Origin of the sequence: Thermosynechococcus sp. PKX95, assembly GCF_031583295.1 — a bacterium.
Lineage (GTDB): Bacteria > Cyanobacteriota > Cyanobacteriia > Thermosynechococcales > Thermosynechococcaceae > Thermosynechococcus.
In genome coordinates this window covers 1,175,979-1,201,531 of record NZ_CP134171.1, presented here as the reverse complement: position 1 = coordinate 1,201,531, position 25,553 = coordinate 1,175,979, and the positions used below count along the sequence as shown (strand labels likewise).

At 53.6% G+C, this 25,553-nt stretch carries 32 protein-coding genes; 18 read left to right on the top strand and 14 right to left on the bottom strand.

Going from position 1 to position 25,553, the window contains the following annotated elements:
* Positions 1 to 39 precede the first annotated feature (39 nt).
* Positions 40 to 363 carry a Grx4 family monothiol glutaredoxin gene (grxD, locus tag RHH81_RS05655; RefSeq protein ID WP_181496364.1) on the top strand — a complete coding sequence of 108 codons (324 nt, stop codon included), beginning with the start codon at positions 40 to 42 and terminating at the stop codon, positions 361 to 363.
* 102 nt (positions 364 to 465) lie between these two features.
* Here grxD and RHH81_RS05650 read toward each other — a convergent pair whose 3' ends face one another.
* Together RHH81_RS05650 and RHH81_RS05645 are read right to left on the bottom strand one after the other, a co-directional pair.
* The gene (locus RHH81_RS05650) at positions 466 to 903 is read right to left on the bottom strand and encodes an Hsp20/alpha crystallin family protein (RefSeq protein WP_206201444.1); all 438 of its coding nucleotides are present in this window, start codon (positions 901 to 903) and stop codon (positions 466 to 468) included.
* A 232-nt stretch (positions 904 to 1,135) separates the two neighbouring features.
* Positions 1,136 to 1,810 (bottom strand): MBL fold metallo-hydrolase, encoded by a 675-nt coding sequence (locus RHH81_RS05645; protein ID WP_206201443.1) that lies wholly within the window; start codon positions 1,808 to 1,810, stop codon positions 1,136 to 1,138.
* Here RHH81_RS05645 and RHH81_RS05640 point away from each other — a divergent pair.
* Positions 1,809 to 3,266 (top strand): site-2 protease family protein, encoded by a 1,458-nt coding sequence (locus RHH81_RS05640; protein WP_310743501.1) that lies wholly within the window; start codon positions 1,809 to 1,811, stop codon positions 3,264 to 3,266. The two genes, RHH81_RS05645 and RHH81_RS05640, sit on opposite strands and share 2 nt — an antisense overlap.
* Here the strand turns inward: RHH81_RS05640 and RHH81_RS05635 are convergent.
* Positions 3,240 to 3,644, bottom strand: a complete 405-nt coding sequence (locus tag RHH81_RS05635; RefSeq protein WP_149817595.1) for a hypothetical protein — start codon at positions 3,642 to 3,644, stop codon at positions 3,240 to 3,242. The genes RHH81_RS05640 and RHH81_RS05635 overlap by 27 nt on opposite strands.
* A gap of 142 nt (positions 3,645 to 3,786) precedes the next feature.
* Between RHH81_RS05635 and RHH81_RS05630 the strand changes: the two genes are divergently transcribed.
* From RHH81_RS05630 to RHH81_RS05610, 5 genes are read left to right on the top strand one after another with little or no spacing between them, the layout of a single operon-like run.
* Positions 3,787 to 4,749, top strand: coding sequence for a DUF362 domain-containing protein (locus tag RHH81_RS05630; RefSeq protein ID WP_206201441.1), 963 nt, complete (start codon positions 3,787 to 3,789; stop codon positions 4,747 to 4,749).
* A 58-nt stretch (positions 4,750 to 4,807) separates the two neighbouring features.
* A complete protein-coding gene (lpdA, locus tag RHH81_RS05625; RefSeq protein WP_302676517.1) occupies positions 4,808 to 6,244 on the top strand; it encodes a dihydrolipoyl dehydrogenase in 1,437 nt (478 codons plus the stop codon).
* A 40-nt stretch (positions 6,245 to 6,284) separates the two neighbouring features.
* Positions 6,285 to 6,638 carry an iron-sulfur cluster assembly accessory protein gene (locus RHH81_RS05620; protein WP_206201439.1) on the top strand — a complete coding sequence of 118 codons (354 nt, stop codon included), beginning with the start codon at positions 6,285 to 6,287 and terminating at the stop codon, positions 6,636 to 6,638.
* Between the two features lie 12 nt (positions 6,639 to 6,650).
* Entirely contained in the window at positions 6,651 to 7,088 is a 438-nt protein-coding gene (locus tag RHH81_RS05615) for a tetratricopeptide repeat protein (protein ID WP_310743500.1), read from the top strand.
* Positions 7,089 to 7,090: 2 nt separating this feature from the next.
* Positions 7,091 to 7,360 (top strand): hypothetical protein, encoded by a 270-nt coding sequence (locus RHH81_RS05610; RefSeq protein ID WP_206201438.1) that lies wholly within the window; start codon positions 7,091 to 7,093, stop codon positions 7,358 to 7,360.
* Positions 7,361 to 7,363: 3 nt separating this feature from the next.
* Here the strand turns inward: RHH81_RS05610 and RHH81_RS05605 are convergent, their stop codons facing one another.
* The 4 genes from RHH81_RS05605 to aat form a co-directional block, all read right to left on the bottom strand.
* The gene (locus RHH81_RS05605) at positions 7,364 to 7,624 is read right to left on the bottom strand and encodes a YkvA family protein (protein WP_206201437.1); all 261 of its coding nucleotides are present in this window, start codon (positions 7,622 to 7,624) and stop codon (positions 7,364 to 7,366) included.
* A 76-nt stretch (positions 7,625 to 7,700) separates the two neighbouring features.
* Positions 7,701 to 8,219, bottom strand: a complete 519-nt coding sequence (locus tag RHH81_RS05600; protein WP_024125793.1) for a hypothetical protein — start codon at positions 8,217 to 8,219, stop codon at positions 7,701 to 7,703.
* A 74-nt stretch (positions 8,220 to 8,293) separates the two neighbouring features.
* A complete protein-coding gene (locus RHH81_RS05595; RefSeq protein ID WP_206201436.1) occupies positions 8,294 to 9,058 on the bottom strand; it encodes a YgcG family protein in 765 nt (254 codons plus the stop codon).
* A 159-nt stretch (positions 9,059 to 9,217) separates the two neighbouring features.
* Positions 9,218 to 9,808 (bottom strand): leucyl/phenylalanyl-tRNA--protein transferase, encoded by a 591-nt coding sequence (aat, locus tag RHH81_RS05590; protein WP_310743499.1) that lies wholly within the window; start codon positions 9,806 to 9,808, stop codon positions 9,218 to 9,220.
* A gap of 51 nt (positions 9,809 to 9,859) precedes the next feature.
* Here aat and RHH81_RS05585 point away from each other — a divergent pair, with 51 nt between their 5' ends.
* The 9 genes from RHH81_RS05585 (at position 9,860) to RHH81_RS05545 (ending at position 17,946) form a co-directional block, all read left to right on the top strand.
* On the top strand, positions 9,860 to 10,387 hold the full coding sequence (locus RHH81_RS05585) for a pentapeptide repeat-containing protein (protein ID WP_310453436.1): 528 nt from the start codon (positions 9,860 to 9,862) through the stop codon (positions 10,385 to 10,387).
* Between the two features lie 120 nt (positions 10,388 to 10,507).
* Positions 10,508 to 11,500, top strand: coding sequence for an NAD(P)H-binding protein (locus tag RHH81_RS05580; RefSeq protein WP_149817603.1), 993 nt, complete (start codon positions 10,508 to 10,510; stop codon positions 11,498 to 11,500).
* Positions 11,501 to 11,508: 8 nt separating this feature from the next.
* Entirely contained in the window at positions 11,509 to 12,429 is a 921-nt protein-coding gene (locus tag RHH81_RS05575) for an NAD(+) kinase (RefSeq protein WP_206201433.1), read from the top strand.
* Between the two features lie 18 nt (positions 12,430 to 12,447).
* Positions 12,448 to 14,520: an NAD-dependent DNA ligase LigA gene (ligA, locus tag RHH81_RS05570; protein ID WP_206201432.1), complete on the top strand. Its 2,073-nt coding sequence runs from the start codon at positions 12,448 to 12,450 to the stop codon at positions 14,518 to 14,520.
* A gap of 157 nt (positions 14,521 to 14,677) precedes the next feature.
* Positions 14,678 to 15,364, top strand: coding sequence for a V4R domain-containing protein (locus RHH81_RS05565; RefSeq protein ID WP_206201431.1), 687 nt, complete (start codon positions 14,678 to 14,680; stop codon positions 15,362 to 15,364).
* Positions 15,365 to 15,409: 45 nt separating this feature from the next.
* Positions 15,410 to 15,883 carry an allophycocyanin gene (locus RHH81_RS05560; RefSeq protein ID WP_302676524.1) on the top strand — a complete coding sequence of 158 codons (474 nt, stop codon included), beginning with the start codon at positions 15,410 to 15,412 and terminating at the stop codon, positions 15,881 to 15,883.
* 21 nt (positions 15,884 to 15,904) lie between these two features.
* Positions 15,905 to 16,375, top strand: coding sequence for an allophycocyanin (locus RHH81_RS05555; protein WP_206201429.1), 471 nt, complete (start codon positions 15,905 to 15,907; stop codon positions 16,373 to 16,375).
* Between the two features lie 148 nt (positions 16,376 to 16,523).
* On the top strand, positions 16,524 to 17,411 hold the full coding sequence (locus RHH81_RS05550) for a PRC-barrel domain-containing protein (RefSeq protein ID WP_225901667.1): 888 nt from the start codon (positions 16,524 to 16,526) through the stop codon (positions 17,409 to 17,411).
* A gap of 16 nt (positions 17,412 to 17,427) precedes the next feature.
* Positions 17,428 to 17,946 (top strand): DUF721 domain-containing protein, encoded by a 519-nt coding sequence (locus tag RHH81_RS05545; protein WP_302679064.1) that lies wholly within the window; start codon positions 17,428 to 17,430, stop codon positions 17,944 to 17,946.
* On the opposite strand, the gene cysE is transcribed toward RHH81_RS05545, so the two are convergent.
* The 3 genes from cysE to RHH81_RS05530 all read right to left on the bottom strand — a co-directional run bounded on the left by cysE (position 17,943) and on the right by RHH81_RS05530 (position 20,920).
* Entirely contained in the window at positions 17,943 to 18,683 is a 741-nt protein-coding gene (cysE, locus tag RHH81_RS05540) for a serine O-acetyltransferase (protein WP_149817618.1), read from the bottom strand. The two genes, RHH81_RS05545 and cysE, sit on opposite strands and share 4 nt — an antisense overlap.
* Positions 18,684 to 18,758: 75 nt before the next feature.
* Positions 18,759 to 20,369: a citramalate synthase gene (gene cimA / locus RHH81_RS05535; RefSeq protein ID WP_302676527.1), complete on the bottom strand. Its 1,611-nt coding sequence runs from the start codon at positions 20,367 to 20,369 to the stop codon at positions 18,759 to 18,761.
* Positions 20,366 to 20,920, bottom strand: coding sequence for a late competence development ComFB family protein (locus RHH81_RS05530; protein WP_206201625.1), 555 nt, complete (start codon positions 20,918 to 20,920; stop codon positions 20,366 to 20,368). Before RHH81_RS05530 ends, cimA begins: the two co-directional genes overlap by 4 nt.
* A 365-nt stretch (positions 20,921 to 21,285) precedes the next feature.
* Here RHH81_RS05530 and RHH81_RS05525 point away from each other — a divergent pair, with 365 nt between their 5' ends.
* Positions 21,286 to 21,465, top strand: coding sequence for a hypothetical protein (locus tag RHH81_RS05525; RefSeq protein WP_302679063.1), 180 nt, complete (start codon positions 21,286 to 21,288; stop codon positions 21,463 to 21,465).
* A gap of 51 nt (positions 21,466 to 21,516) precedes the next feature.
* Entirely contained in the window at positions 21,517 to 22,395 is an 879-nt protein-coding gene (locus tag RHH81_RS05520) for an FHA domain-containing protein (RefSeq protein ID WP_225901666.1), read from the top strand.
* On the opposite strand, the gene scpB is transcribed toward RHH81_RS05520, so the two are convergent.
* The 4 genes from scpB to RHH81_RS05500 form a co-directional block, all read right to left on the bottom strand.
* Positions 22,367 to 22,876, bottom strand: coding sequence for an SMC-Scp complex subunit ScpB (gene scpB, locus RHH81_RS05515; protein WP_206201425.1), 510 nt, complete (start codon positions 22,874 to 22,876; stop codon positions 22,367 to 22,369). The genes RHH81_RS05520 and scpB overlap by 29 nt on opposite strands.
* A 2-nt stretch (positions 22,877 to 22,878) precedes the next feature.
* A complete protein-coding gene (locus tag RHH81_RS05510; RefSeq protein WP_206201424.1) occupies positions 22,879 to 23,868 on the bottom strand; it encodes a beta-ketoacyl-ACP synthase III in 990 nt (329 codons plus the stop codon).
* The gene (plsX, locus tag RHH81_RS05505) at positions 23,868 to 24,893 is read right to left on the bottom strand and encodes a phosphate acyltransferase PlsX (protein ID WP_206201423.1); all 1,026 of its coding nucleotides are present in this window, start codon (positions 24,891 to 24,893) and stop codon (positions 23,868 to 23,870) included. Before plsX ends, RHH81_RS05510 begins: the two co-directional genes overlap by 1 nt.
* A gap of 117 nt (positions 24,894 to 25,010) precedes the next feature.
* On the bottom strand, positions 25,011 to 25,544 hold the full coding sequence (locus RHH81_RS05500; RefSeq protein WP_302676532.1) for a gamma carbonic anhydrase family protein: 534 nt from the start codon (positions 25,542 to 25,544) through the stop codon (positions 25,011 to 25,013).
* Positions 25,545 to 25,553: the final 9 nt, after the last annotated feature.

Here is a 25,553-nt window from a genome sequence, read left to right as displayed (position 1 = left end):
TTCTTTTGTAACTTGTGAACTCAAGAGGGAAAGCCAACGATGACACCCGAACTCCACGCCAAAATTGATCACCTCGTCAAAAGCAACAAAATCATTGTCTTTATGAAGGGCAGCAAGCTCATGCCCCAATGCGGGTTTTCCAACAATGCGGTGCAAATCCTGAATGCCCTCGGTGTTCCCTATGAAACGGTGGATGTCCTTGAGGATTTTGAGATTCGCCAAGGGATTAAGGAGTATTCCAACTGGCCAACGATTCCCCAAGTGTTTATCAATGGTGAGTTTATTGGTGGCTCGGACATTCTCATTGAGCTATACCAAAGTGGTGAGTTGCAACAACTGGTTGAGGTGGCCTTAGCTTCCTAGTTTTTTCTCACCTTCACTGACGCCCAAAATAAATCCCCCATTGCTGGGGGAGCTTCATCATCTGTTCAACAACCTTGACCGTTTGGCCGAGAAAGTGGCGGATTAGCCAAGGTTTACTTTGACGACGCGGTTTTTCTCTTCTTCCGCTTTCGGCAGGGTCAGGTGCAGGATGCCATCTTTGTATTCGGCTTTGACATCGGTGTTTTGAATCCGCACTGGCAGAGGAATGACCCGTTGGAATTTACCGTAGCGGAATTCGGTGCGTTTGATACCATTGCTTTCGCTTTGGCTTTCAGATTTGCGTTCACCACTGACAGAGACGGCATCTGCCGTCACTTGAATGTCGAGGTCTTTGGCCTCCATGCCGGGCAGTTCAATTTTTAGAAGCAAAGCATCAGGCGTTTCTTCGAGTTCGGCTGCCGGCAAGAAGCTGAGATCGCTGCGACGTTCGGTCAAGGGAATCAATTCATCAAATAGACGGTTCATTTGGCGTTGTAGCGCATCGATTTCGCGGAACGGTTCCCAACGAACGAGTGCCATACGCTGATCCTCCTGTATTCCTTAAGGTTTTAGATTGCCCACGGGATGATTTACAGAGAGAACAGCACCAACAATTAACTTTGTTTTTGTTTGCCTTGGTATTGCTTGGGCTTATTCCCTCTGCCTACCTTCACTATAGAGGATGCAAGCTTTGATCTAAGTGGGGTTTAACGATCTCTCCAAGTTCCTTTTCCCGAACCTGTATTATCCTGATGGGGAAATTAAGGAAACATTAAACCTTGTTAGCCAAAAGGTTATCAACAGGGATTTCTTGCAGAATGGCTTGGGCGTTGGCGATCGCCAGTGTCCCCCGCAGAAAACCAATATTTGCCCCCGGACAGAGATAACTCAGGGACTTCTGCCGACAAAAGGCTTTTAATGTCTCAACACTGCGCAGTTGCCGCGGCCAGTGGAAGGTGGTCGCCGTTTTCATCGGTGCTAGTTCTCCCGTCGGCGTAGGGAGTAGGTGACGACCGCTAAAGAGAACACCCCCTTGGCCAGACCAATAGACACAGGCGCTGCCGGGGGAGTGACCGGGTGTCCAGAGGATTTCGAGGGTTTCACTAATCGCTAGATGGTGGTTAAACGGAGTTACGGTCACTTGGGGTAGAAGATAGGCTTCTTGACCATGGATGATTACTTCACAGTTAAAGGTGCGCTGCAGCTCACGAACGCGGGCGATCGCCCCTCGATGGGTAAGGATGAGGCGCTGAACGCCACCCTGCTCCCTGAGCCAATTTTGGCTGCTCTCTGTCCAAGGGGGGGAATCAATAAGGGTATTGCCATCATTTTCTACAATGAGATAAGCAGTGCCTCCCAGCGTCTCGCGGTTTGGTGGAAACCCGTAAACCATGGGCAATACAAGGCGGGGCGGTTTCTGTTGTTGAGCCACAGGGATCGAAATCATGACATGGATTTCCCTTATTGTATTGGGTTTGATCTTGGTCTTTATTGTCCGCCAGAGTGCTGCCCGTGTCAGTCAAACCCCTTGGTGGCTCCTATGGCTAGTGCTGATGTTGCCAGCATTTTTTATTGGGGGTTGGATGCTGCTTTTAGGGAATACCCCTGTGCCGTCGGGATGGTTGATCCTTGTTTTTGTCACCAGTTCGGTGCTCTATCTTGTGCTTTTGCGCCGAGGCCAGCCCTCCTTACCAGCGGCACCACCCACACCCCCACTGCCCACACCGACGGAAAATGGCAAGCTCCTCAATCAGGATGAAGAAACGCAATTGCAGAGCTGTTTCCCTTGGGGCATGTACTATCTGCAACAAATTGAGTATCGTCCGCAGGCGGTGATCTGCCGGGGGCAAATGCGCGGGGATGCGAACCAAGTCTATGAAACCGTGGAGCGCAATATTGCCCAACGCTTTGGCGATCGCTTTCTGGTCATGTTTCAAATGGGTTTGAGTAATAAGCCCTTTTTTGCCTTGATTCCCCGCGATCGCTTGCCCCAGCCCCAACAGCTTTTTCGTCCCGGCCTCAGCCTTGGACTATTGGCTTTAACGTTTCTGACGACAACGGTTGCTGGCTTGGCACTCGTGGCGCCTGAGCTGACGGCGGCGGAACTGCGACTCAATCCCAGTTTGCTCTGGCAGGGGTTGCCCTACAGTGTCAGTCTGCTGTTGATTTTGGGCATCCATGAACTGGGACACTTTGCCACTGCGTGGTATTACCGCGTCAAAGCAACGCTGCCCTACTTTATTCCTCTACCCTTTGCCATGGGCACACTGGGGGCCTTTATCCAGATGCGATCGCCCGTTCCCCATCGCCGTGCCCTCTTTGACATCAGTATGGCGGGTCCCCTTGCGGGATTGCTCGTGACCCTACCGATTCTAATTTGGGGACTACAGCAGTCCGAGGTGGTACAACTGCCCGCCAATGCTTCCGAGCAGCCCCTCAATCCCCAAGTGTTTAGTCCCCGCATTTCGATTCTCTTTGCCCTGATTGCCAAAGCCATTTTTGGCGCTGCCCTCAAGAGTGATAGTGCGCTACACCTCCATCCGATGGCAGTGGCGGGAGTGCTGGGCTTGGTGGTGACGGCTTTGAACTTGATGCCGGTGGGTCAATTGGATGGGGGGCACATTGTCCATGCGATGTATGGTCATCGGGCGGGGGCAGTCATTGGCCAAGTCAGCCGTTTACTGGTGCTGATTCTCTCCTTTATTCAACCGTGGCTCTTTGTCTGGGCTTTGATCCTGTTCTTTATGCCCGCCTTTGATGAACCTGCCCTCAATGATGTCAGTGAATTGGATAACTGGCGCGATGCCCTTGGCTTGATGGCACTGGTGTTGCTATTGCTCATTATTTTGCCGGTGCCGGCACCCCTGGGGGATTTGCTACTGCCGACACACCCAATGCCATAGGGGATGGCGTTGCCCCTGTTGACGAATGCGCAGGACTTGTTTTTCTAGGCGTTGCTGCCACTTGGGGGATCTGCCCCAGAAAATGTTGCGGGTCTGCCAGTAGAGAACGCTCAGGGTCATGCCAATGCACAGCGCCAAACCGATCGCCGGCAGCCGATTGAAGAGAATGCCATAACGCAACGCTGCCCACGTAAAATGCTCGCGCATCAGGCTAATTTCATAACGGAAGCCCCAGAGACTCAATGTGCCAACCGTCAGCCAAAGAAAGAGCACCACACTCCAGCGCATGAGAACGGTAAAGCGATGCAGGCGATCCACCTGCTGCCGAAATTCTGACTCAAGGCCTTGGGGCATTCGCGATCGCTCGTTAGCAGACATGTCTCTTCTCTATCGTATCTTTTTGCAGCTTTTTCATCATCTAATGTTGGTTTGAGAGGATCATTGGGCAGGGATTGCAAAGCCTCAATTTTATCTTTGTGGCACACTGTTGAGAAACAATGCCAGTGACAAGGAGCCTCCAATGCCAAGCGTGAGTTTACTGCGGGCAACATCCTATGACCTTGACCGTCTCAGTGCGTCCCTTGAGGAACTCCTAGCGCCCTTGGGGGGAATGGCGGCGATCGTCAAACCGGGCGATCGCGTGCTGCTCAAGCCGAACTTACTCACCGGCGCACGACCAAAACACGAATGCGTCACTCGCCCAGAACTGGTCTATTGCGTTGCCAAAATGGTGCAGGCGGTGGGGGGACAACCCTTCCTAGGGGATGGACCTGCCTTTGGCTCGGCATTGGGGGTCGCCCGCAACAATGGCTATTTGCCCTTTATTCAGGAATTGAATTTACCGGTCATTGAATTCCATGGCGATCGCTATGCTACAGACAATCCTGAATTTGCCCACCTGCGCCTGAGCAAAGAAGCGATGGCCGCCGATGTCGTCATTAACCTACCCAAGGTGAAATCCCATGTGCAACTCACCCTCACCCTTGGGGTCAAGAATCTCTTTGGCTGTGTCCCCGGCAAAATGAAGGCATGGTGGCATATGGAAGCGGGTAAGGATGCTGATCGCTTTGGCCGCATGCTCGTCGAAACTGCACGGGCGATCGCCCCCGACCTCACGATTGTGGATGGCATTATCGGCCATGAAGGCAATGGCCCCAGTGGGGGAACGCCGCGCCCCCTGAATATTTTGGGTGCCAGTCGTGATGTCTTTGCCCTCGATCGCGCCCTCGTGGCTATCCTGAATGTAGATCCTGAGCGCATTCCTACCCAACGTGCCGCCACCGCCCTTGGCTACAACTATGAGCTGAGTGAGATGACATTTCCCTTGGCACAGCCCCACGAATTAGCTGTTCGAGACTGGCAACTACCCCAGCAGATGATGCCCATTGACTTTGGTGCGCCGCGTGTCCTCAAGTCCACCTTCAAACACCTCTATATTCGCTGGATCAAGGAACCCCTAACCGCCTATAGCCAAAAGGTCTAAGTTCTCAGCGGGGACGCCCTTTGATAAGCTAGGAAAATGCTGTTGGGGAGAACCGTCCTTGAGCTTTGACTACGATCTCGTCATTATCGGTGCGGGTGTGGGGGGTCATGGGGCTGCCCTGCATGCCGTCAGCGTCGGTCTGAAAACGGCCATTGTCGAAGCCGCAGAAATGGGGGGCACCTGCGTCAATCGCGGCTGTATTCCCTCAAAAGCACTCCTTGCGGCAGCCGGACGGGTACGAGAACTGCGTCAAGCCAGTCATTGGCAAGCCTTGGGGATTCAACTGGGGCAGGTGAATGTGGATCGCGCGGGTGTGGCTGCCCATGCCGCCAATTTGGTACAAAAAATCCGCAGTGATCTGACAAACAGCCTCAAGCGCCTTGGCGTAGACACCCTTATTGGTCGGGGCAAAGTAGCGGGGTGTCAGAAAGTCAGCATTACCACCCCCACGGGTGAGAAAACGGTTACGGCCAAGGACATCATTATTGCCACCGGCTCAGTCCCTTGGGTTCCCCCCGGCATTGAAGTGGATGGCAAGACCGTTTATACCAGTGATGATGCCATTAAGCTGGATTGGTTGCCGCAGTGGGTAGCCATCATTGGCAGTGGCTATATTGGCCTAGAGTTTGCCGATATTTACACCGCCTTGGGTTGCGAAGTGACCATGATTGAGGCACTGGATCAACTCATGCCCACCTTTGATCCAGATATTGCCAAACAGGCACAGCGGGTCTTGATTGCCCCTCGCGACATTGAAACCTACAGCGGTACCCTAGCCAAGCGGGTGATTCCCGGTAGTCCAGTGGTCATTGAATTGGCGGATGCCAAAACCAAAGAAGTGGTGGATGTCCTAGAGGTGGATGCCTGCCTTGTGGCCACCGGTCGCATTCCCGCCACTCAAGATATTGGCCTAGAGAGTGTGGGCGTCAACACCGATAAGCGTGGCTTTATCCCCGTCAATGAGTATTTGGCAGTAACGAAAAAAGGGAAACCCGTTCCCCACCTGTGGGCGATCGGTGACGCCACGGGGAAGATGATGCTTGCCCATGCCGCTTCAGCGCAGGGGATTGCTGTTGTTGAAACCATTGTCGGGCGGCCGCGCCAAGTGGATTATCGCAGTATTCCTGCGGCGGCCTTTACCCATCCGGAAATGAGCTTTGTCGGCTTGACGGAACCCCAAGCCCGTGAGCTAGGGGAAAAAGAAGGCTTTGAGGTACAAGTGGCACGTACCTACTTTAAGGGCAACTCCAAGGCACTGGCGGAAACGGAAACCGATGGCCTCGCCAAGGTGATCTTCCGTGTGGATACGGGCGAGCTACTGGGGGCGCATATCTTTGGTCTCCATGCTTCGGATTTAATTCAAGAGGCCGCCAATGCCATTCGCGATCGCCAAACCGTGAGCCACTTAGCCTTTAATGTCCACACCCATCCCACCCTCTCGGAGGTGCTTGACGAAGCCTTTAAGCGTGCCCACGAGATGGTGAGCCACCGCTGAACTTGCTACGATAAAGTTTGGAGTCTTTCAGGAGTGGGTGATGACACAGGCCACACAACCCGCCAAGGGAATCATGATGACCGAAGCTGCCCTCAAGCACGTGCTTGAACTCCGCGATAAGCACGGCAAAGACCTATGTTTGCGGGTCGGCGTCAAAGGGGGTGGCTGCTCCGGCATGTCCTACACGATGGACTTTGAAGACCCCGCCAATATCCGTCCCGATGATGAAGTCTTTGACTATGATGGCTTCAAAGTGGTCTCCGATCCCAAGAGTATGCTCTACATCTATGGCTTGGTGCTCGACTACAGCAACGCCCTTATTGGTGGCGGCTTTAAGTTTACGAATCCCAATGCCACCCAAACCTGTGGCTGTGGTACCTCATTTTCTGCCTAAGGAGTTCTGCCCTTGACCACATCTCAACCGGTGAGTGACGTTGAACGTCAATTTGAGGCGGCGATCGCCCGCTACAAAGAAGGGACACCGCCTGGAGAACTGATTCCCACCTTCAAAGAGATTTGCCAGCGTGCTCAAAAAAGTAGCGCCGCTTGGACGTGCTTAGCGTGGCTCTATCTCCTCGATGACAAGCCCCAATCTGCCCTGAAGGCCGCCCAAAAAGCGGTCAAGCTAAATCCTGAAGACCCCCAAGCGCGCATTAACCTTGCGGTAGCGATGCTAGAAACAGGCCAAAAGGGGGTTCGTCCCCACATTGAATTGGCGCAAACTGTGGTTGCTGCTGTCGCTGAGCTACGCCAAGAGGTCATCGATAACTTTGCCGACGGCCTGCAGCGCAAACCCGATTGGGAGACCCTTGCCCGCGTCAAACAGTGGGTATTGGGGGGATAGCTATGGCACGGCTGCGGGACGTGATCAATTGGCTCTTGGTGGCGGATACCTTCTTTGTCTTGGCTAGCTTTGGCTGGTTTGTGGTTGCCCTTGTAGGGCGCTCCTTGGCGCTACCCCTTGGCTTTGATCTCTGGATCAGCCTCTGGGAACCCCTCTTTATGCCTGCGATTGGCATCTTGATGGCCGCCGCACTCATTAACGGTGCCCTGAGTTATGTGCAAAACCGCTGGCTGCTGCGCTCTGTTGGCAGTGACTTGCGATCGCGGGATTAATCCCTAAACTTGCTCTGCTTCCACATCTACCGTGGTGGTGATGTTGGGCGATCGCCGGCTTTTAATCCGCTCCACCAGCAATTGCGTTAGCTCACTGGCAAGGATCACCATGACCGTGACATCATCCAATTGACCGATGATCGGCACTAGATCGGGTGAAATATCCAGAGGACTGAGCAAATAGATCAAGCTGGCGGCAATGATCAACCAGCGATATTTAGGATGCCGCAACACATTCCGATACCAGTTGTAGAAGCCGCTCATGGCGTATCAACCTTGAATCCTGCTCCTATTCTGGCATAGGGACTCAATGGCCCTAGGTGGGGAAAACCGTCCGCGGTTAATCAAAGTAAAAGAGCGTCACCACCTTATGCTGCTCTTCCGCCAGTTCACAGGTTTGCAGCAGTGTGTGGCTATCGTGAAAAGCAAAACAAATCAGTTGCTGGCAGCGGGAAATAATTTCCTGATTGCAGAGGGAACTGGCTTCTGCGAGGGGCAGGTGATCGTTTTCGGGCTTCTCCACCAAGTGCATCACCTTATCCAGTTGTTGGCGGGACTCGCGAGGCTGGCGCTCAAGACTTTGGGGCAAGATCACCGTTAGCAAATTGGGGTCTGCCCGCATGGCTCCCCGAATTGCCGCTGCATTGGTTCCCACCGCACCTGAGGTCATCAAGCGGTTACCCGCCAGCACGAGGGCATAGCTCATCATTTCAATGAGGTGCTGATGCGTAATCGGGACGTGACGCGAGCCAAGGAGCGCAATCCGCTTCGGACCAGAGTCTTGGATTGTCGCTAATTCCTGCAAAAACTCATCAATTTGGGGGGAATCAATGCCCGGAAGATTCGTCGCCTGCGTCAAGAGCGTGTCTCATATGCTACGGAACGACGCTATTTTAGCATTTTGGCCTTCAATTCTAGTAGGGGTGAATCCAGTTACCAACTGCCCGAAGCCCCCCCACCTGAGGAATGCCCACCCTCATCATCACTGCGGCTCGAGTAACTGTCGTCATAGCTGGAGGAACTATTGAAAATAAACTTGACGATCGCAGAAATGATGCTGGAAGGAATAAGAATGATCAGACCAACAATGATGAAGATGCCCGTAATAATGTCCCCGCCGGCAGTGCTGGTGTAAGTTGAGGGGACAGAGCTACTGGAGGTGGTCAACTGATTGGTCCCCAGTTCATTGAGCAGAGCACGCACCCCATTCATGATGCCCTGCGCCATCTGGCCCCGGCGAAAGTCCGGCAGCATATAGCGATCAATCACGGTTTGCATGCGTGGGTTCCAACCACTGCCATAGGCACTGCCCAATTCAATCCGCACCTTGCGATCGCCAGGGGCAACCAACATCATCACGCCATCATTGCGCCAACGGCTACCCACGCCCCGATGGTTAAATAAATCCGTGGCAAAGGCTTCAAAACTTGAGTGTTGGTTGCTGTAATCGCGATAGGAAGGAATCGTTACCAGTAGGACTTGCTGATTCGTGCGTTGATGAAACGCTTGAAGTTCGGAGCGAACCTGTTCCCGCTGAGGATCCTCTAACACCTTCACTAGATCGTTGACGTAGGTATCGGGTAAATCAGGGAAGCGCACATAGGCTTGAATCGGCGACGGCGCCAGCGTCAACATCAAACCGGCCACCACAGAAAGGAGCGGCAACAAAGGGCGGTTTCGCCAGCGCAAAGTCATCATTTTTTTGAAGGGAGTGCGTCTTGAATCACAGTATAGCTTTTCTGCTCAAAAACATTCTCAATAATGTGTGTATTGATGACTAATTTATGACTAAGTTTGGTTTAAGAATAGATTAATTGTTTTTGATAGATAATTGACGCAGGCACTGGTCTGAGAGCATTAGAGAAATTGACAGGGTTGACGAATTGCCTGTGCCAATAACTGCCGATACTCGCGATCGCTGACAACATATGCCCCAAAGCGCTCAAGATGGGGATTTTGCAGTTGGGCATCAAACAGCAGAAAGCCGCGACGCCGCAGATGCTCCACCAGTTTCACCATCGCCACTTTCGAGCCGTCGGGGATGCGATAGAACATGGACTCGCCGATAAATGCGCCGCCAATCACAATACCGAGAATGCCCCCTGCCAGTTCATCGCCCTGCCACGTTTCAAAACTTACTGCCCAACCTGTGGCGTAAAGCAGATGGTACACGTCCTTAAGACGGGGTGTTATCCATGTACTCGGGCGATCGGCACACCCCTCAACCACAGCAGCAAAGTCCCGGTTAATCGCAACTTGAAAGCGATTTTGATTGAGCACTCGCTGCAAAGACTTCGGATAGCAAAACCGCTCATCGAGGGGAATCAATGCCCGCTGGCGGCTGGTGTACCACTCTAGGTGATCGCCTTCCCCCATGAGAAAGTAGCCTTCGGCATAGCCATCATCAATAAAGATATCGCGTACCCACTCGGCCTCAGAAATCTCCATGCTGCTGATAATCTGAACAATAGACACTTCACATTAACTCTAGTGTTGCCTATGCTACTCTCATCCTCGGCTGTCACGACAACCATTAGCCGTTACTGGCGCTGGTGTGTAGCATTGCTATTGGCCATCCTGTGGATTCTGCTCACCCCCACGGGAGCGATCGCCGAAGATTACACGAAAGAAGCCCTGATCAATATGGATTTTTCCGGGCGGGATCTGCGGGGGTCGGAATTCACAAAAGCCAACCTCTTCCACAGTAACCTCAGCCACACCAATCTTCAGGGGGTAAGCTTCTTTGGTGCCAACATGGAAACGGCTAACCTTGAAGGTGCCGATTTACGCTACGCCACATTGGACACCGCACGGCTGACCAAGGCCAATCTCACCAATGCCATCCTTGAAGGTGCCTTTGCCTTTAATACCAACTTTGACGATGCCATTATCACCGGTGCTGACTTTACCGATGTGGAACTGCGGGAAGACGCCCAACGCAAGCTCTGCAACGTTGCCAGTGGCACTAATCCCGTGACGGGGCGCAAAACATGGGAAACGCTCCACTGTGAAGACTTTGCCACTTAATCCGTCTGCGTTTGCTCAAGATGATCCCCGCGATTGTCCGTAGAACACGCTGCGCGATCGCCCGTGTCGGGAATTCTGATAAAGTATTACAAAAGTTAAGATTTATGACTAGAGTTTTTCATGAACGTTTTTATTGTTGGCGGTACGGGTACCCTAGGGCGGCAAATTGTGCGCCGCGCTTTAGATGAAGGACATCAGGTCTATTGTTTTGTCCGCAGTCCAGCCAAAGCCACGTTTCTGCGGGAATGGGGCGCCACCATTCTGCAGGGAAACCTCTGTGCTGCTGACAGTATTCTTGAGGCATTGCAGTACGCCAAGGCCTCAGTGGTCATTGATGCCTCTGCCACTCGCCCCACCGATACCCTAACCATCGAAGCAGTGGATTGGCAAGGCAAAGTCAACTTGATTCAGGCTGCCCAAGCTGCTGATATTGAGCACCTGATCTTTTTCTCGATTATGGGAGCGCAGGACTATCCCCACGTGCCCCTGATGCAAATCAAACACTGTACCGAAGACTTCTTGCGCGAATCAGGGCTAAACTACACGATCCTGCGTCCCTGTGGCTTCTTTCAGGGCTTGATTGGCCAATATGCGATCCCGATTCTGGAAAATCAATCCATTTGGGTTTTGGGAGAGTCCACCGCCATTGCCTACATGGATACTCAGGACGTGGCCAAATTTGCCGTGCGTGCCATTGATCGGCCTGCCACCTATGGCAAAACCTTTGATCTAGCGGGCACCCGCGCTTGGACAGCCGATGAAATTATTAAGCTATGTGAAAATCTCTCAGGGCAGGAGGCAAAAATTACTCGCTTGCCCATTGGGGTTTTGCGAGCCGCACGGCAGGCCACCCAGTGGTTTCAGTGGACATGGAACATTAGCGATCGCCTTGCCTTTACGGAAGTGATTGCCAGTGGTCAAGTCTTCAATGCCCCGATGGAGGAAGTCTATCGCACCTTTGACCTCGATCCCAGCGAAACCCTGACCCTTGAGGCCTATTTACAGGACTATTTCACCCGAATTCTGCGTAAACTCAAAGAATTGGATTACGAAAAAGCCAAACAGAAAAAATCTGGACGCAAAAAACGCAGTCCCTTTAAGTCCACCCCCTAGGAGTTGCTGTGAAGGCGGGGATCATCTACAACGAAGGCAAACCCCTTGCGGTCGAATTGGCTACCCATGTCCGTCAAATCTTAGAGCTTCAGGGCTGGGAAGTGCACATGGCCACGGGGATTGGTGGCATTCTTGGCTATTCCCGTCCCGATAGTCCCGTCTGCCATACCCCCATTGATCAACTGGTGCCCCCCGGCTTTGATGCTTCCATGGCCTTTGCGGTTGTTCTTGGCGGCGATGGCACTGTGCTTTCTGCCTTTCGCCAGTTGGCTCCCTGTGAGATTCCGCTGCTCACCATCAACACCGGCCACTTGGGCTTTCTCACCGAGGGCTATGTCGCCGATTTAGAACCTGCCCTTGATCAAGTGCTGCGCGGCGACTACACGATTGAAGATCGCACGATGCTCACGGTTCAAGTCCTGCGCGATCAAACCGTTATTTGGGAAGCCCTCTCCCTCAATGAAATGGTGATCCACAAAGAACCCCTGACAGGAATGTGCCACTTTGAAGTGGATGTGGGTGCCCATGCCCGCGTGGATATTGCTGCTGATGGCTTGATTCTCTCCACCCCCACCGGTTCTACGGCCTATGCCCTCTCGGCGGGTGGCCCTGTGATTACCCCCGGTGTGGCGGCTTTACAATTGGTGCCCATTTGTCCCCACTCTTTAGCCTCCCGTGCCCTTGTCTTTGCCAACAGCGAACCAGTGTGGATCTATCCGGCGAACCCCTTCAAGCATCTCATTCTGGTGGTGGATGGCAATGCGGGCTGCTACATTCAGCCGGAGGATCAAGTTTTTGTACAACGTGCCCCCTACCGTGCCCGCTTCATTCGCCTGCGTGCGCCAGAATTCTTCCATGTGCTGCGGCAAAAACTGGGCTGGGGACTGCCCCATGTGGCCAAACCACGCCCCAAGAATAGTCAAGAATAGTCCAAATCCCTGGGGCAAATGGTCTCGAAGGAACCCCCGATGACGACAGCAGCCGAACGGATTCAACAACTGCGGCACCTGCTCCAGCGGGCGAGCTACGCCTACTATGCCCTCGATCAGCCGATCATGGAAGATGAAGTCTATGACCAGCTCTATCGCGAACTGCAGGAACTCGAAGCGGCTCATCCTGAGTACATCACCCCCGACAGCCCTACCCAGCGGGTCGGCGAAGCTCCCGTCAGTCAATTTGAGAGTGTCAGCCATCGCATTCCCCTCTATAGCCTCGAAAATGCCTTTACCTTTGCCGATATGGTGGCGTGGCAGGAACGCTGGCAGCGCTATTGGCGTAGCCTACGGCGAGAGGAGCCAATTCCCCCGACGGAATATGTCTGCGAACTCAAAATGGATGGCGTGGCCCTTGCTTTGACCTATGAAAACGGGTTATTGGTGCGGGGGGCAACTCGGGGCGATGGCCAACGCGGTGAGGATATTACCAGCAATGTGCGCACGATTCGCACCATTCCCCTGCGGCTAGCTATCGAGAACCCACCACCAATCGTTGAAGTTCGTGGGGAAGCTTTTTTGCCTTTGGCGCGATTCCATCAACTCAACCAAGAACGCCAAGCCCAAGGAGAAGCTCCCTTTGCTAATCCCCGTAATGCCGCCGCTGGTACTCTCCGTCAACTGGATCCGCGCATTGTTGCCCAACGCCAACTGGACTTCTTTGCCTATGCGCTGCATTTACCTGAAGGGGGTAGCGTTCCTTGGGATGAGAACCAAGCAGGGGAACCCCAATCGCAGCGGCAAGTGCTCAATGCGCTGCAACGCCTTGGCTTTCGGGTCAATCCCCACAATGCCGACTGCCCTGACCTAGAGGCGGTGAAAGCCTACTACGACCACTGGCAAACCGCCCGCCACCAACTGCCTTATCTGACCGATGGCATTGTGGTCAAGCTCAATGATTTAACGCTGCAACAGACCCTTGGGTTTACGCAAAAGTTTCCCCGCGGCTGTGTTGCTTGGAAGTACGAACCAGAGCAGGCCATTACTGATGTGGTGGCCATTACCATTCAAGTGGGACGCACGGGTGCGCTCACCCCAGTCGCTGAACTGGTGCCAGTGCAATTAGCGGGTACCACGGTATCACGGGCAACGCTGCACAATGCAGACTACATTGCCGAATTGGATTTGCACATTGGCGATAAGGTGGTGATCCACAAAGCCGGCGAAATCATTCCAGAGATTGTGCGGGTCTTTCCCGAATTGCGATCGCCAACGGCTCAACCCTTTACGATGCCCACCGTGTGTCCTGAATGTCATCAGCCGGTGGTGCGCCCTGCCAACGAAGCGGTGAGTCGCTGTGTCAATCCGCGGTGTCCGGCGATCGTGCGCGGCCAAATCCTCCACTGGGCAAGTCGGGATGCCTTGGATATTCAAGGGTTAGGGGAAAAGCTAGTACAGCAATTGGTGGCCAAGGAGTTGGTGCACACTCCGGCGGATCTCTATCGCCTGACGGCAGCACAACTGTTGCGCCTCGAGCGCATGGGTCAAAAGTCCGCTGCTAAATTGTTGCAGGCGATCGCCGACTCGAAAGAACAACCGTGGCCACGGGTGCTCTATGGCCTAGGCATCCGCCATGTGGGGAGTGTCAATGCCCAAGTGCTTGCCGATCAATTCAAGTCTGTTGAGGAGCTGGCCGCTGCTACCGTCGCCGATCTGTGTGGGGTCTATGGCATTGGTCAGGAAATTGCCCAAGCGGTTCACGAGTGGTTCCAAGACCCAGCGCACCAAACCCTCATTGCTGATCTCAAAGCCTTGGGGCTACAACTGGCGGCGGCGATCGCCACTGCACCAACGACTGGACAATCCCTTGCGGGCAAACGTTTTGTGATTACAGGCACCCTGCCCAGCCTCACCCGTGAAGCAGCCAAAACGCTGATCCAGCAATATGGCGGTCAAGTGAGTGAGAGTGTCAGTCGGCAAACGGATTATCTAGTGGTGGGCGAAAAAGCGGGGAGTAAACTGCGACGCGCTCAAGAATTGGGCATCCCCTGCATCAATGAAACAGAACTTATAGAAATGTGTCGTTAGACAAAAAATCAGTGGGAGTGCGGAGCCACGACCCTGAAAAATCTTTTAGCCTAAAAAGTGTGGCTGCTCAGTACCTAACGTTCAAGCACAATAGGGGGCAATTCGCTGATCTATGGTTTCTGTCACGCCGTCTCGACCTGCTGGGAGTGCCAATGCTATGACCCGTGCTCAGGACTATCAGCATCAGTTACACCAAACTCATCCGATGCGCACCAATCACTATAGCTTGCGGGACTATCTGCAATTTGATCGCCAACGGGGCAGCATTACCGACTGGTATGATCAGCGGATCGCTCTAGCGACAGAAGACTTTGTCATTGGCCTAGTGGAAGGTCTCGAAGAGGAAGTTGGCCCTGCCTCTGCCCTCGTCATGTACAAAATTGGCGAAGAGTGGGGCAAACGCGATGCGGTTGTCTTTAAGCAACACTTTGAGCAGGAGTACCAGCGCGAACTACGCAAGGCCGCCTTGACATTTATTCTCGAGGCTTGGTGGTGGCCTTTGACAACCCTAGGCTGGGGCAACTGGGAAGTGGATCTCACGGAGCAAAAGAATGGTTTTATGTTCATCAATATCTTTGACTCCGTGGTGGCGCGCACCCTTGGGGATGTGGGTAAGCCCGTCTGCTACATCTATGCTGGTCTGTTTGCGGGCTTCTTTACGGGATTGATTCAAAAGCCCCTGAGTTGTATCGAGTTGCAGTGCTATGCCATGGGGGAAACCTACTGTAAGTTTCTCGTTGGTAAACAGGATCGCATTGATGCTGCTGCCTTCTGGCAAAACGAAGGGGCTACGGCACGGGATATTGAAAAACGCCTGCGCCAAGGGGAGTTGGTGAAACGATAAGCCACAAGCGAGTGTGTTCATTTATTTTCTAGCGAGGGTTGCCCTATGTTCCGTCAGTTGAATCACTTAACTGTTGTTGCCGATGGTCGCTATGCCCGGGCCGAGGAATTAGATTTTCTGCGGGAGTACTTGGCCTCGGTGGAGAGTCGCATCAGTGCCTACGAAAAAATCCGCACTGAGGCGGAAATGATGGCGGATAAAATTCAATCCATGCAAAAGGCAGAAAATCCCCGCTGCTTCCATTTCATCAATGGCGATCGCTCAGAAATTTGCCGTCGTGATTTAGTGGATACCATTCGTCTGTGTGCCTCGGCCATGCTTTTTGCGGAGTTGGACTTGCTGCGGGATAATTTCTTACTTTGGTACCGCACCATTGTCAAATCCTTTAACTACGAAGCAACTGCCTCCTCCACCTATGGCAAGTACCTGCCGAATATGATAAAGCAACTGCTCACGCCCGAAGAACAACGGGTGATGCAGCCTGTCCTTGCCCTCGGCAGTTCAATTTTGTCAGAATAGAGTTGTTGTGGGGTGGGACTGATGCTGCGTCAACTAGAAAAACTCAGCCTTGAGGCCGATGGCCGCTATGCCAGTGCCAAGGAACTGGAATTTCTCAGAAATTATCTAGCAGCAGCGGAGCAGCGCATTCGTGCCTACGAAAAAATCCGCGATGCTGAAGAGAAAATCCTAGATCAGGTGGAGCAGCAACTGCGCGCCAAAAGTCCCCATATTTTCCGTAAGGGCAATCACGACTATTCCGCCGTGTGTCGGCGCGATCGCAAGCATGTACTACGCCTAGCGGCAGCGGCGATGTTATTTGCCGATTTGGATGCCCTGCGGGATGGCTTCTTGCTGTGGTACCGCACGATCATTAAGGCCTTCAAGGATGAGAAGGTGGCACAAGTAACGTACCAAGTCCTGCCCCAAGCGGTCAATCAAGTGCTCTCGGGTGAGGAAACACCGTTAATGCAGCCTGTGATGGCACTGACCCAGTCCATCCTAGGGGAATAGACTCACCCCACTCAGCAGTGTGGCAAAAATGCGCTAGCCTAGAAGCACCGATTGCACGGGGCAATTTATCACTCCTGCGATCGCCTTTGGCGTACCATTGGTATTCGCCGCTATAGTATTACTAAGATTCATTGGGATACACAAAGGCATGACCATATCGGCGCAATTGCTGCAACGGGCAGATTTGATCGGTACACAGATAATTACCCGTGATACTGGTCGGAAGTTAGGCGTCATTAATCAAGTTTGGGTCGATATTGACCAGCGGCAAGTGGTGGCCTTGGGGGTACGCAATACCCTCTTTACAGGGGAGCAACGCTACATTCTTCTCGACAGTATTCGCCAAATTGGCGATGTCATTCTCGTTGAGCACGATGATGATGTCACCGAAGCTCTCAATACCTACAACTACAGCACACTGATTGATAGTGAGATTGTCACCGAAACCGGCGAAGTGCTGGGTAAGGTACGGGGCTTTAAGTTTGATCCTGAAACGGGCGACATTACGGATTTGATTTTAGCTTCCATTGGCTTGCCTTGGATTCCGGCGCAACTGATTAGCACCTACGAGTTGCCCATTGAGGAAATTGTCAGCACCGGCCCTGATCGCATTATTGTCTTTGAAGGGGCAGAAACCCGCCTGCGGCAATTAACAGTGGGTCTCTTAGAACGGGTCGGCTTGGGGGCACCCCCTTGGGAAAGCGACGAGGACGAGTACTATCAGCCCGTTACGCCGAGCAGTAATCAATTGCCCTCCGGAGCGCGATCGCCCGTCTATCCCCCCCAACGCAGCCGCAGTGATTACGAAGCCGATTGGGAAACCGCTCCCCGGCGTCGGCGTCGCCAGCCCGAGTATGTGGAGTATGAGGAGGAGTATGAGTATGAAGAGCGTCCCCGCTCGCGTCAAGTTAAACCTCCAGCTCAAGCCATGCCCGTAGAACTGCCGGAATCGGAACCCACTGCCGATCCTTGGGAAGAGCAACAACCGATTCGCCTTGAGCAGCGGCAGAAGCAAGAGGAATACGATCACGAATAGTCGGGAATAGTCCACGATGGCCTATGTCCCACTGGCCACGGTACTTCAGCAATGGCAGCAGGCTCCTGAATGGCAGCAGCCGCAGCGGTTCTTGCGTCTCTTGGAGCAGTGGCCGCAGCTCGTGGGGGCGGTCGTCGCTGAGCACGCTGTTCCTGTGGAACTCACCAGTCAAGGGGTTTTGCATGTGGCCGTTGCCAGTAGTACTTGGGCGCACCATCTGATGTTCTCGCGATCGCCCCTCATGGTCAAAATTCAGCAGACCCTTGGCATTGTCCTCAGCGATATTCGCTTTTCCAATCGGGACTGGCACCCCCAACGCTCGGCGATCGCTAGCCATGAGGCCTTACCGAAAGTCGGGCATCTTCCCAATGTGACACCTGCCGCCACTCCCCAAGAGGCTTTTCAACGATGGCAAGCCCAAGTGCGTCAGCGATCGCGAGACTATCCCCTCTGCCCCCGCTGTCAGTGCCCTACACCCATCAAAGAATTGCAGCGCTGGGGACTCTGTGGCCTGTGTTATATGCGGCCAGCCTAGATGCCAGAGCCGTTGAGAAACTCCTCAATGGGGCGATCGCTGAGGCGGCAGGCTTGACCTTGGGAGGCTTGCAAATGTCCTTGCGCCAGAGCAGGCACCTTTTCCTGCTGTTGCAGTGTTTGCACCTGTTTCTCTAGGAGTTCAATGCGATCCAAGAGATAGCGAATTGCTTCGGCCTCAGAGTCTGGCAGTTGACCGTGTTCCAAGGGGGCAATTTTGGCACCTGCACGATAGACAATTCGCCCGGGAATCCCCACCACGGTACAATCCGAGGGCACATCCCGCAGCACCACAGACCCCGCGCCAATGCGCACATTGTCCCCAATCGTGAGGTTGCCCAACACCTTTGCCCCAGCACCGACAACCACATTTTCACCGAGGGTAGGGTGCCGCTTTCCCGTTTCTTTACCGGTACCGCCGAGGGTCACTCCCTGATAAATCAAACAGTAATTGCCCACAATCGCAGTCTCGCCAATGACGACCCCCATGCCGTGATCAATGAAAACGCCCTTGCCAATCGTGGCGCCGGGGTGAATTTCAATCCCCGTCAGCAGGCGAGCAATGTGAGAAATAAAGCGGGGGATAAAGGGAATACCCCGCCGCCAAAGCCAGTGGCTCAACCGATGGAGAACAATGGCCTGAAGTCCGGGATAGCAAAAAACAACCTCTAACCAATTGCGGGCAGCGGGATCCCGCTCAAAGATAATTTGGAAATCTGCTTTGAGGGTGCTGAGCACACGCGGCTCCTTGGCAGTGATGCAACCTAAACAGCAGTTTTGATCTTAGCGGATTTTGCCAAGGTCTAAGAGGCTTCAGGAGGCCACCAAAGGGGACGGTTGGGATCGCCGAGTGCGCTGTAGGCCATATTCGAGGGCTTCGGCAACCGCTTGGTAGGAGGCTTCAATGATATTGGCAGAGACACCCACTGTTGCCCAGCGATCGCGCCCATTACTGGATTCCACCAGCACCCGTGTTTTGGCTGCCGTGCCGGCATGGCCATCTAAAATCCGCACCTTGTAGTCCGTGAGGTGAAACTCGGCAATCTCTGGATAGAAGGACATCAAGGCCTTGCGCAGCGCCTGATCTAATGCTGAGACAGGACCATTGCCCTCTGCCGCCGTGAGCATCTCCTCCCCATTGACTTCAACTTTGACCGTGGCCAGAGACTGGCTGCGAATCGTGGCCTCCAGTTGACGTGAATCGGTGCGGCAAAAGACATCAAAGCCCTTGAGGGTAAAGGGTCGCTGGCGTTGCCCTAGAACCTCCTGAATCAGGAGTTCAAAACTCGCTTCCGCCGCTTCAAATTGATAGCCTTCGCTTTCGAGATGCTTAATCCGCTCCAAAATTGTCCGACTCAGGGGATGCTGCCGATCCAACTCAAAGCCAAGTTCACTGGTTTTCGCCAAAATATTGCTGATGCCCGCCTGCTCAGAAATAATAATGCGCCGTTGATTGCCCACCCAATGCGGCTCAATATGCTCGTAGGTACGGGGGTTGCGCTGCACGGCACTGACGTGAATTCCCCCCTTATGGGCAAAGGCCGACAGCCCCACGTAGGGCGCGTGATCATCGGGGGCAAGGTTGACAATTTCACTCACGTGGCGGCTCACTTCTGTGAGGGTTGCCAACTGCTCTGGGGTGACACAGTCATAGCCCAGTTTCAATTGCAGATTGGGAATCAGGGTGCACAGATTGGCATTGCCGCAGCGTTCGCCATAGCCATTGATCGTTCCCTGCACCATTTGCACCCCCGCTTGAACCGCCGCAAGGGCATTGGCTACGGCTGTGCCAGCATCGTTGTGGGTGTGAATGCCCAAGCAGTCCAAGGCACCAAAATGCGCCACCACCTCGGCGACCACTGCCTGAATTTGATGGGGCAAACAACCGCCATTGGTATCGCAGAGAACTAACCAATCGGCACCCGCCGCTAAAGCGGTTTCAAGAGTTTGTAGCGCATAGTCGGGGTTGGCAAAGTAACCGTCAAACCAATGCTCGGCATCGTAGATCACCCGTCGCCCATGGGATTTCAAGAACTGAATGGAATCGGCAATCATGGCGCAGTTTTCGGCCAAGGTGGTCTTGAGGCCGTCGGTGACATGCAGATCCCAAGATTTGCCAAAGAGTGTCACCCAACGGGTACCGGCCGCTAGAATCGGCTCAAACATTGGCTCTTCTGCGGCCTTGCGGCCGGGGCGACGAGTAGCACAAAAAGCAACGATTTCTGCCTGTTGGAGGGGCGTTTCCTGCAACTGCCAAAAAAACTGTACGTCCTTGGGATTGGCGCCCGGCCAGCCCCCCTCAATAAAAGGAATCCCTAGGCGATCCAGTTGACGAGCAATCCGCAGTTTATCTTCGAGGGAGAGGGAGAGACCTTCCCGCTGGGCACCATCACGCAGGGTGGTATCGTACAGCCAAATTTTCACTGTGCTGACTCTCCCTTGGGACGCTCATAGTCATTGGCGTAGGCTTGCAGCAGAGAACTGACTTGGGAAAAGACCTCTTTGCCGGAGGTTTTGCCGATGGCCGATCGCTCCGGATGAAATTGTGGCCGTGCCATGCTGCGGTTAATGGCCTCTTGGACTTGGGCGCGAATCAGATCCATGAGTTCCTCTTCAGCCCGCTGGCGTTGATACTGTGCGCCCTCTTCGGTTGTGGCGTAGAGCGGGGGAAGGCGGTTGAGGGCGTAGGCGGCAATATCTCCCAAATCAAGGGCGCATTCTTGCTCTGCTTCAATGGCGGCAATGCGGGTAATTGCCTCGGTGAGCACCAATTCTTCCATAACGTTGATAAATTGCTTGCGGGGAACCGCCACCACTTGCCCCGTCAAGAGAGCACCCATAAGGCGATCCAACGCCATATAGTCTTCCACGGAGAGTTCGGTGGCTTTGTCGCAAATGCGTCCGACTTCTGCCTCCTGCGTTGGTGTGAGATAACCATTGCGCAGTGCTTGTTCAACAATCTCTTGAATCCCCATACGTGTTTCCGCTGTAATTGCTGTAGGGGCACTCCCCCACTCAAATTTAGTATATGCCGAGGAACTGCCAAGGGCAGGGGCAATTTTGCACTGTAGGTAGTCCATATTTTAGAAAAAGGCGGTAACGCTAAGATAACGATGAGAACTGTTGCAAAGAACTGCCAAATCCTACGAAATCTTCATACCTGTATAGCCAAGTGGTAAAATTGTCGTAGGAAATAATTAAAGGCTAGCAGTCGCCCACATCATTCTCATTTCTTCTTCTGTTGCAGCCTATGGTTGTTTGGTTGTCATCTTTTTTACATACCGTAGAGCCATTACTAGTACCAATTTGTTTTTGTGTTGCTTGGCTGCTGCTGGCAATCATGGCGTGGAATGTGTGGCAATTCACCCAAGAAGGGCTGGCGATCGCCCGCCGCTTACATCAAATTCCCTGTTCTCGCTGTCGTTTCTTTTCAGGAGACTATCGCCTCAAGTGTTCACTACATCCCGATTGGGCAGCAACGGAAGCCGCCATTCAATGTCCCGATTATCATTTTGAATAGAGGACTGAGAGACCGAATTTATTCCTACAGGGAGTTGGAAGAGGGGTCACCTTGTTACCACAGTATCCACAATTGGTCATCTCCACAGAGGCCAGCACCTATATCGTCCCTCTTACCCAAGGCAATTCATGGGTGATTGGTCGAGGTAAAGACTGCACAATTGTTTTAGCGGATCGCTGGTCTTCCCGTCGCCATGCCATGATTCAGCGTCTGGATAATGACGATTATTATCTCATTGATTTGGGGAGTCGTAATGGCTGTGTGCTAAATGGTCAAATGATTCAGGTGCCGACGCTCCTCAAAACGGGCGATCGCTTTATTATCGGCAAAACAACCCTTGAATTTCGTACCGATGAGGCTGTCTCCACCACCCCGCCGGATGCTCCTCTTGCCCTTCAACCCACCATTCTCATCATTCAACCCCCCGGCATTCAAGTACAAATTTGGCAAGAATTGCTGCGTAGTCAGGGGTTAGAAGTTATCGTTGAATCGGGGCAAATCAATAGCCGCCGCATTATTAGTGATTTTGTGACCGTGATGCAGCGCAACCCTGACCTGTTGCTCCTTGATTCGCAACTGGAAACCCCGGATATTGGTAACCTTTTGAATTGGATCAAGGCAACCTATCCCAAGCTGCGCAGTTTCATTATTGACCGCTACGACAACCACATTTCCCCCATGCAGCGACAATGGGCAGTAGAACATGGGGCAATTGATTGGCTGCCCGCACTGCCCGATGAAAATCTCACCATGTTTGGGGCAGAAATTGCGGCTCAATTACGGCGCATTCTCAAGGCCTTGGGACGCAACAAACTAGAGCAAGACAAGCTCGCAGTGGCTCTCTTGAATCTGCAATTGGCGACCAATGATGATTTGCCCTCCCAGTTGCTCAGTGAGTATGTCAATCGTCCGCCCTTTCCCCCTGAATAGTTGGCAGTTGATCCACCTGAAAATACTGGTGAAAGCGCTCAGTGACTTGGAGGATGTAGGAGCGACTTTGGCTATCCCGCCGCCGCTGAATAAACCCAAGGGTGAGGAGTTCTTGAATGTGTTGGTAGGCACTGGATCCCCGCAGTTCAATCACCTCTGCTTGGCGCATGGGGCCACGAAAAGCAATCAGGGCTAATGTGCGCTGTGCCGCAACCCCCAATTCAACGGGGACAAGGGACTGAACCAATTCTTGAAAGGCGGGCTTGAGTTGCAGGCTGTATCTATCGTCAATTTGGACAATTTCAAGGGCCGTTTGGCGATGGGCATAGTCGTTGAGTAGCTCAATCAGTGCCAGTTCAACGGCCTCAGGAGCAGTGGCGGCGAGGGTTGCTAGTTCAGAAAGGGTGAGGGGCTGCGCCTTCAGGTAGAGAATGGCCTCCACCCGCATCGTTAATGTACGCAGGTCAGTGTCCCTTTGCATAGCTATTGCCAGCGGAACAGGGCAGCTCCCCAAGTTAACCCCGCACCAAAGCCAGCGGTGGCAATTAAGTCTCCGGGTTGAATATGCCCCTGTTGAATCGGAGCCGTCAGGGCAAGGGGAATTGAGGCGGCTGAGGTATTGCCACACTGCCCCACATTGCTAATCACCTTTTCCTGAGGAATGCCCAAACGCTCAGCCACAGCGTCAAGAATGCGTTGGTTTGCCTGATGCAGCACCAGCCAATCAATGTCCTCAGCCGTACAGGCAGCGCGGTGGAGAGCTTTTTCAATCACTTCGGGAACTTGGGTGACGGCAAAGCGATAAACTTCACGGCCATTCATGGCAATGGGGGCAAAGCCCCCTTGGGCGATCGCCAGCTGCTCCCCTAGAGATTGAGGGGTTCCGGCAAAGGCAAGGGTGAGGTGCTCATTGAGACGGCCATCACTGCGCAGCTCAAAGCTCAAAAGCTGATCCACGTCACTCGCTTGCAACACCATTGCGCCGGCGCCATCGCCAAAGAGAATGCAGGTGCGGCGATCGCCCCAATCCACCCAGCGCGACAGAATATCACCACCAATGACCAAGGCACTGCGGTAGGCACCGGTGCGCAAATACTGAGCCGCCGTAACCAAGGCAAAAAGGAAGCCAGAACAGGCAGCCGTTAAGTCAAAAGCCACGGCATTTAGCGCACCAATGCGAGTTTGCACCAAGCAGGCGGTGCCAAAGAGATCATCGGGCGTAGAGGTAGCCAAGATGATTAAATCGACTGCTGTGGGTTCTAGGCCGGCCATCTGTAGGGCTGCGCCTGCCGCTTCGCTGGCCAAATCCACAAGGCGCTGGTCAGGAGCTGCCACGTGCCGTTCTTGAATGCCGGTACGGGATTGAATCCACTCATCAGACGTATCCACAAGGGCACTGAGGTGGGCATTGGTCAAGCATTGACGGGGGATTGCCGCGCCCACGCCGCTAAATTTAACGCCCTGCACAGCCACTAAGCCTGATCCTCAACGGCAACGGCATGCTGGTAACAAGCTTGAATCCGCTCTGAAACGCGATGATCCACCGCTTCTTTGGCCAAGCGAATGGCATTAAAAATCGAAGGTGCTTGGGAACTGCCATGGCTAATGATGCAGATGCCATCCACGCCCAAGAGGAGGCCACCGCCATGTTCGGCATGATCAATGCGCTGTTTAATTTTGCGGAGATTGGGACGCAGCAGCGCCGTACCCAGTTGCCCGCGCCAGCCCCGAGGTAGCTCTTCGCGGAGAATTTGGACGAGGACACTACCCAAGGATTCAGCAAATTTAAGCAGAACATTGCCAACAAAGCCATCACAGACCACGACATCAAATTGTCCCGACAGGACATCGCGGCCTTCGGCATTGCCCAAAAAGGAGATTTGGCGATTTTGCCGCAGCAGTTGATGTGCCTTTAGGGCCAGATCATTGCCTTTGCAGTCCTCTTCGCCAATATTAAGCAAGCCCACCTTGGGATCTTCGACATCCAAGACGTACTGGCTGTAGATCGAACCCATGACCGCAAATTGCTCAAGGTATTTCGGGCGGCAGTCCACATTGGCACCGACATCGAGGACAAGAACGGATTTGCCGGGGATGAGGGTGGGTAAGACGGCACCAATGGCGGGGCGATCAATGCCAGGGAGTCGACCCAAGCGCAATAGCGCCGCAGCCATCGCTGCCCCTGAGTGACCAGCGGAAACAACCGCATCAGCCGCACCCGCTTTGACCAGATCCATCGCCACGTTAATTGAGGCCTTGGGTTTCTTTTTCAGGGCGGTCAGGGGTTCTTCCCCCATTTCCACAACATCACTCGCTTCGACAATTTGGGTCTTGGCTGTGGGGGCATGTTCATTGAGGTAGCGCTGAATGGGCACCGGATCACCCACAAGGAGGATATCGGCGTCTAATTCTTCACTGGCTCTGAGGGCACCGGCAACAATCTCATCGGGAGCATAGTCACCCCCCATGGCATCCACAGCAATCCGTGCACGAGTCATTGGCTGAACTCTTACGAGAAAATCCTTCAGAATTTTAGCAGATGACAGCCCTTTTCCTAAGAATGGCCAACAGCCAACACCGTCGGAATCAGTGTAGGACAGCCTTGGATGCAACTTCTAGGGATGGAACCCTAGATCAGTGCCTGTGCCGTTGTGGACATGGGCCAGTTGTTCATACTTACGGGCATGCTGACGTAGATCGGCGGCCTCAGTGTCACTCACTTCCCGCACCACCTTAGCGGGAATGCCCACAACCAAAGAGCGGGGGGGGACATCTTTGCTCACCACTGCCCCTGCACCGACAATACTGCCCGCTCCAACTCGAACGCCATTGAGAATCACGGCGCCAATGCCAATTAAGCAGCCATCTTCCACGGTTGCGCCATGAATCACCGCGCGATGCCCAACCGTCACCTCTTCCCCAAGGATCGTGGGTTGTCCCGGATCACCATGGAGGATGACGCCATCTTGAACATTGGTGTGGGCACCAATCTCGATGTACGCCACGTCACCGCGTAAAACAGCGCCATACCAAATGCTACAGCCTTCACCCAAGCGGACATCGCCAACAAGGGTGGCATTGGGGGCAATAAAGGCAGCGCGATCGCTGGCAACGGGGGGCCAAAAAGCACTAGGGGCAGTGATTACCATGGTTGATTC